This window comes from Acinetobacter sp. UBA991 (assembly GCF_002292065.1).
Taxonomy (GTDB): Bacteria; Pseudomonadota; Gammaproteobacteria; order Pseudomonadales; family Moraxellaceae; genus Acinetobacter; species Acinetobacter higginsii.
The window spans coordinates 20,573-27,059 of the sequence record NZ_DBBF01000032.1 but is presented as its reverse complement, the minus strand read 5'-3'; the positions used below and the strand labels follow the sequence as shown (position 1 = coordinate 27,059).

Sequence of the window (6,487 nt, the reverse complement as noted above, 5' to 3'; positions counted from 1 at the left end):
CTTAAAGAAACGATTCGTGGCTTTAAAGGTCTATTAGCTGGTGAATACGATCACATCCCAGAACAAGCGTTCTATATGGTTGGTGGTATTGACGAAGTGATTGCTAAAGCTGAGAAACTCTAATTTAAGGAGATCATCTCATGGCGACTATGCAATGTGATGTCGTAAGTGTTAAAGAGTCAATTTACTCTGGACAAGTTACGATGTTAATCGCAAAAGGTGCGGGCGGTGAACTTGGTATTTTACCAGGGCATGCACCACTCGTAACTTTACTCCAACCGGGCCCGATTCGTGTTCAGTTGGAAAATGGTACAGAAGAAATCGTTTATGTATCTGGCGGTGTGTTAGAAGTTCAACCTCATGTTGTTACCGTACTTGCAGATACTGCAGTTCGTGCTGACAATTTAGATGAAGCTGCAATTTTAGATGCTCGTAAACAAGCTGAAGCATTGCTAGCAAATCAAAAGAGTGACTTAGACTCTGCTGCTGCTCTCGCATCTCTATCTGAGATTGCAGGTCAGCTTGAAACGATTCGTAAGATAAAAAACCGCGCATTGTAATTTGCAGGTTTGACATAAAAAAGCCACCGTAAGGTGGCTTTTTTATGTCTCATGTATTTTGAAACCTGAATTTGAAGTTAAACAATCGATGCTCTTAAGTATTTGACTCGTCTTTATTTCCTAAGACCAATGTTGCCAGTTTTACCATATCCATTTGAATCGTATTCAACTGCTTTTCTATCTTGGCAAAATCAATTTTTGAAAGATCGGTTTGACCATGCAATAGTGGCATATTCAGCAACTGTTGATTTGCACTCAATAAGCTTTGGCGAATTTGATCCACTTCCGTACTTTTTAAATTGAGTGCCAGCAAGGCATCATGTAAACCATTCAACTCTTGGCTGAGTGTAGCCGTGGTACTTTGTAAAGTTTGCACATTTTTATCTTGAATCGCTTGTTCAAGGTTGCTTTGTGATTGCTTAAGCAGTGTGACGTAGTCATCAGTCTCGATTTGTAATTTAGCGATATCACGGGCAATGTTCAACATATTGCCACGACTTAAAGATTGAGTGTCTTGAGTGACTGTTGTTGCACTTTCTTCATTTTCAGAAGCTGTGTCTGCCTGTTCAAACGTAGTTGTTTGCTTAGCTTGTTCATTCTCTTGAGGAGCTTGGTCACAGCCAGTGAGCGTTAATGCCGCCGTAAGTGTAGATACAGAGAGAATGGCTTTGAGAGATAGATTTTCCATCACGGCTGAACGACACCAGATTATAAGAGAGGGTCACTATAATCAGAAAGTGTGGAGAAAGAAGTGATTTTTGCAATTCAGCAACAGTTTGATGAAAACAGAGAGATGAAGGACTTTTTAGGTTTGGAATAGAAAAGAGCAGATCAACTGCGCTTTTCTATTTGTTTCTCAAAATTATTTTGCTAATTCAGCTTCAATTGCGCTGACAATACGCTCGTCATCCGCAGTAATATCTGGTGCAAAACGAGCAACAATTTCACCATTCTTATTCACTAAGAATTTTTCAAAATTCCATAACACTTCTGGTGGGTTATTTGGCGTTAAACCATAATCGACTAAGTCTTTCCACCATGGACCTTCACCTTGACGCTCTGGAATTGCTTGGGTCAGGGTTTGATATAAAGCGTGTTTATCCTCACCCGCAACAGAGATTTTTGCGAACAGAGGGAAGTGCACATCATAGTTCAGTGAGCAGAACTGTTGGATTTCATCATTTGATCCTGGCTCTTGTTCCAAGAAATTATTCGCAGGAAAACCAAGAATTTCTAAACCTTGATCTTTTTTGGCTTGATACAGTTTTTCCAGACCTTCGTATTGCGGTGTTAAACCACATTTTGATGCTACGTTAACGATCAACAGGACTTTGCCTTGATATTGATCTAGATCGACTTCTTGGCCTTTAATGTCTTTAACTGGAATGTGATAAACCGATTGGCTCATGGAATACGTCCTAATTTGTTGTTGTGACAATACCCGTTTGTTTTAACTGCTATTGCCGCAGAGTGCAATGCTCTTGATATGAATCCATACAAATAATCAGAAAAACCAAGCCTTTATTTCAGAGGGAGGCATTTTTAAGTTGAATCGGTGTTTGTCCTGTATAGCGCTTAAAGAACTCAATAAAGCTAGAGCTGTGATGATAGCCCAAAGCAAAGGACAACTGTTTAATGGTCATCCCTTGGCGGATTTGGTTGATGGCAAAAATAATCTTGGCACGGTTACGCCATTCTGACAGCGACAGTTGTAACTCTTGTTGACTCAGGCGTAAAACGTGCCGCTCGCTCACCGTAAAATTCTGTAATACTTGCTGTAAACTGCTATTAAATAACTCAGGATCAGACAGCTTTTCTAAGATTGGCGATAAAATGGGATGGCTACTTTGGGGTAAGTAATGTGAATAAGCAGGTGCTTGTTTGAGCTGATCGAACAGCACTTGTAGCAGGTGTTCGAGATATTCAGGGGGAGCAGCTTGTTTTTGTTGCTCTAAGATTTGCAGTACCAATGCCCGAAAGAAAGGCTCAATACTAAAACAACGACAAGTATTTCCTAAGAAATCGCCAAACTTCGGATGCAGGCGGATACAAATATAATGAATTTCATGTTCAACAGGGAGTGATTGATGTTCGGTGCGTGAGGGTAACCACAATCCATAACTCGGTGGTGATAGGTAGTATTGACCTTCAATATCAAATTCTAAAGTCCCATTCAAACTGAAATTGAAATCACCCCAAAGTGAAGAATGAGGTGTGACAATATCGTCTTTTTGATATAGAAATTCATGCACTTCTATACCGTGTAAAAAGGGAAATTGTTCAGCAACATCATGCTTCATTTGAGGGGCTCATTTTAGTTTTCGTAGGTCACTTTAGGATTGTTTAGGCCTTTGGCTAAAGTAAAAATACTAATCAAAGCTAAGGCAACAAAACTAATTACACCATAAATTAAGATATTTTCATTGAAATGATCAACCACATAACCACCGAGCAGTGAACCTGTGGCAATCATGACTTGGAACATGCCGACAAACAGAGGCATACCTTTTTCAACGGCATGAGGAGCATGCACAAACATCCAGATATTGGCTGAGGTAGGAAATGCGCCGAAAGCAAAACCCCATAAGGCGGTCAGTACAATGGCACCAAACTCATGAATTGCAAAGATCGGGAAGCCAAAGAAGACGATTGCAAAACAGATCCCGACAAAGGCAAGGGTATAGCGCACATTTAAATTGCCACTATAGCCTGCAAAGGCATTACCAAAAATACCTGCAATGCCATAAAGCAGAAGCAATGAGCTAATGGTGGTTCCGTTAAAACCTGCAATATTTTTAAAGAAGGGGGCTAAGTAACTATAAGCACAGAAGTGAGCAAGACCAATCAGTAACACAATCAACATGCCGCTACGTGCTTTGGGGGTACGTAATAATGCAGGTAGGTCGCGTAAATGAATGGCAGACTCAGGTTTCAGTTTAGGCAAGAACATCACTTGTAGAACCAAAACCAGCAGTCCAATCACCGCAGTAATGCCGAATGCACTTCGCCAACTATAGAATTCACTCAGCCATGTTCCGATTGGAACACCGAGAACAGTTGCAAAAGTAACACCAGCCATCACAATTGCAGTGGCTTTGGCGATAGGTAAATGTGGTGGTGCAAGCTTGCCACTGAGCGCGATTGCGGTTGCCCAGAAGCCACCAATTGAAATTCCGAGTACTAAACGGCTGAGCAATAACACATTGAAGTTATCGGCAAATGCCGTAATGGTGTTGGCTATGACCATAATTGCAGTCAATAAGATCAATACATAGCGACGATCAAGTTGTTTGACCCAAATAGGTAATAGTGGTGCAGCAATTGCAGCCATCACCCCAGGTAAGGTAATGATTAAACCTGCAGTCCCGACGGAAATATTTAAATCTGCCGCAACACTATTCAGTACGCCTACTGGCAAGAATTCGCTGGTCACCAATGCAAAAGCACCAATGGCAACAGCTAAAATTGCATACCAACTGCCTTGCGTGGTTTCGATGGGTCGTGCAGTTGAGGAAGTGGATTGTTCCATGTGAATGTCCTTATTTGTCATTAAGATGACAAAAGGGTTAAGAATAAATTAAGTTTTTATAACGATCGCTATAAAATAAAATAGTAGATAAATGCAAGGTCGTCAATTAATTTAATAGTGATCGTTATAAATATATTTGTAAGGCTTATGATAAATATGCATAGCTTGGGAAAGTTACGCGCAAATGGAAATGAATCAATAGAGTCGCCTTAACAGGTTGTGTAGAGGCGACTAGTCATGATGCGGATAGAAGAAATATCTAAGCAGGGGGGATTCAGTATGATCTCTGCATCTATCCTTGTTTTTGATAATGGATTTGGGGGTTGTTCAGACCTCGTGCCAGCGTAAAAATTAATATCAGAGAACAGAGGACCAATGGCAGCATGGCGAAAAATAAGACCGTACCATTAAAATAATCAACGATAATGCCACCAAACATACTGCCCAGCGCAATCAAAATTAAAAAGGTTAATGTCACCATTGGCATGCCTTTTTCAACGGCTTCAGGCGCATGGGTAAACATCCAGATGTTGACTGCGGTTGGGATAATGCCATAAGCGAAGCCCCATAAAGCAGTCAAGATGATTGCAGAGACGACATGTGCGCCAGACATCGGTAAGCAGAGAAAGGCAAAGAAGAAGGTGATACCACTGACTGCAAAGGTATAACGGATATTTTTCTGCCCCAGATAGCCTGCAAAAATATTGCCAAAAATCCCTGCAATTCCATAGACCAGCAGTAAACGACTAATTAGACCATCAGAGAAGTCCAACTGATGCTTAAAAAAGGCAGAAAAATAACTATAAGCCGCAAAATGTGCAAAGCCCATAAAAATAAAGATGATCAGACCTTTACGTGCTGCAGGATGTTGCAACAGGATCGGAAGTTCTTTCCAACGTAATGAAGAGGCGGGTTTGAGTTGAGGCAGATACAGATACTGGAAGATAAACAGCAATACCCCCATCAATGAAATTGCGGTGAAAGAGGTTTGCCAACCATTATATTGAGCCAACCATGTGCCCATAGGCACTCCCAATACGCTGGCCAAGGTGACCCCGAAAGCCACCCAAGCCGTTGCCTTGGCAATTGGTAAATGAGGCGGTGCAAGGCGACCGCTTAAAGCAACCGCAGTGGCCCAGAATCCGCCAACAGCAACGCCCAGAATGATACGTCCGATTAATAGCAGGATAAAGTTAGGCGCAAATGCTGTGAGAAGATTGGCAACAATCATTAACAGGGTGAGCATCAGTAACAGAGTTCGTCGATCCAGTGTCTTCGCCGAAATTGGAATTAGCACTGCAGCAAACATACCGACGATTGCGGTCAATGAAACGGTTAGACCTGCTGTTCCAACCGAGACTTGAAAGTCTCGTGCGATATCATTGAGTACACCAATCGCAAGAAACTCACCTGTGACCAAGGCAAAAGCACTAAATGTAACAGAGAGCAATGCGAGCCAGTTCCCTTGTGAGGGGGTTGACTCCAGTGAGCTGAGGTCAGTTGCAGATGGATTTTCCATAAAAATTCCCTTTATTGTTAGTTAGATAACAATAAAATTGAAAAATAGTAATTTTTTATAACGATCGATATAAAATAAAATAGTTGATTAATGTTGCTGCGTCAATTAATTTGATAGTGATCGTTATGAAAATACCTGTGACTGTTATGACAAATGCACCTGATCCTCTGCCAACACCCTGTGATGACAGCTTGAAAAAAAAGCGTGGCCGTCCAAAGTGTTTTGACGAGCAGCAGGCTTTGGAAAAAGCCATGTTGCTATTTTGGGAGCATGGTTATGAAGCCACGTCCATCAGCGATTTAACACAAGCGCTAGAGCTGACTGCACCGAGCTTATATAGTAGCTTTGGTGATAAAGCGGGTCTGTTTTATAAATGCATCGACTATTATTTGGCCCATGAAGCTTGTCCGATTGTTCCTATTTTTTTAGAAGCCAAAACTGCTAAAGTTGCATTTGAGCTTTATTTATATGACAACGTTAAACGTTTGGCTCAACCCAATAAACCAACTGGTTGTATGTTGGTTGTTGCGACCATGAACTGCTCGGACAATGCACAGGCAGTGCAACACAATATTCTGGAAAAACGTTTGCAGACCAAGCAAAAACTATTTGAGCGGTTAGAGCAGGGCGTTGCCAACGGTGATTTGCCAGCAACAGCGCCTTTACAGGAAATGACCGACTTCTATGCAACGGTTGTGCAGGGGCTGACGATTCAAGTACGAGATGGGGCGACTGTTGAACAACTGCATAAGGTGGTTGAACACGCGATGCGCGCATGGGAGCTGTTCTAAGCCACCATGTCGTGACTGCGATATAAATGTCTGAAATACGATATTTCAATTATTTTGGACATCTTCCACAATACTCTCATTGCTGAGA

At 41.7% G+C, this 6,487-nt stretch carries 8 protein-coding genes; 3 read left to right on the top strand and 5 right to left on the bottom strand.

Features of this window, described 5'->3' with window-relative positions; genetic code table 11:
* Together B2727_RS14175 and B2727_RS14170 are read left to right on the top strand one after the other, a co-directional pair.
* Positions 1-123 (top strand): hypothetical protein (locus B2727_RS14175; protein WP_291349424.1); only part of this gene is annotated, 123 nt, incomplete at its 5' end.
* A gap of 17 nt (positions 124-140) precedes the next feature.
* A complete protein-coding gene (locus B2727_RS14170; RefSeq protein WP_005200695.1) occupies positions 141-560 on the top strand; it encodes a F0F1 ATP synthase subunit epsilon in 420 nt (139 codons plus the stop codon).
* A gap of 94 nt (positions 561-654) precedes the next feature.
* Here the strand turns inward: B2727_RS14170 and B2727_RS14165 are convergent, their stop codons facing one another.
* The 5 genes from B2727_RS14165 to B2727_RS14145 form a co-directional block, all read right to left on the bottom strand.
* Positions 655-1,251 (bottom strand): hypothetical protein, encoded by a 597-nt coding sequence (locus B2727_RS14165; protein WP_033133969.1) that lies wholly within the window; start codon positions 1,249-1,251, stop codon positions 655-657.
* 171 nt (positions 1,252-1,422) lie between these two features.
* Positions 1,423-1,968 carry a glutathione peroxidase gene (locus tag B2727_RS14160; protein WP_004801991.1) on the bottom strand — a complete coding sequence of 182 codons (546 nt, stop codon included), beginning with the start codon at positions 1,966-1,968 and terminating at the stop codon, positions 1,423-1,425.
* A gap of 118 nt (positions 1,969-2,086) precedes the next feature.
* Positions 2,087-2,860 (bottom strand): AraC family transcriptional regulator, encoded by a 774-nt coding sequence (locus B2727_RS14155; protein WP_004801994.1) that lies wholly within the window; start codon positions 2,858-2,860, stop codon positions 2,087-2,089.
* 14 nt (positions 2,861-2,874) lie between these two features.
* Positions 2,875-4,089 (bottom strand): MFS transporter, encoded by a 1,215-nt coding sequence (locus tag B2727_RS14150; protein ID WP_033133970.1) that lies wholly within the window; start codon positions 4,087-4,089, stop codon positions 2,875-2,877.
* Between the two features lie 292 nt (positions 4,090-4,381).
* On the bottom strand, positions 4,382-5,608 hold the full coding sequence (locus B2727_RS14145; protein ID WP_033133971.1) for an MFS transporter: 1,227 nt from the start codon (positions 5,606-5,608) through the stop codon (positions 4,382-4,384).
* A 137-nt stretch (positions 5,609-5,745) separates the two neighbouring features.
* Here B2727_RS14145 and B2727_RS14140 point away from each other — a divergent pair, with 137 nt between their 5' ends.
* Positions 5,746-6,399, top strand: a complete 654-nt coding sequence (locus tag B2727_RS14140; RefSeq protein WP_374755510.1) for a TetR/AcrR family transcriptional regulator — start codon at positions 5,746-5,748, stop codon at positions 6,397-6,399.
* Positions 6,400-6,487: the final 88 nt, after the last annotated feature.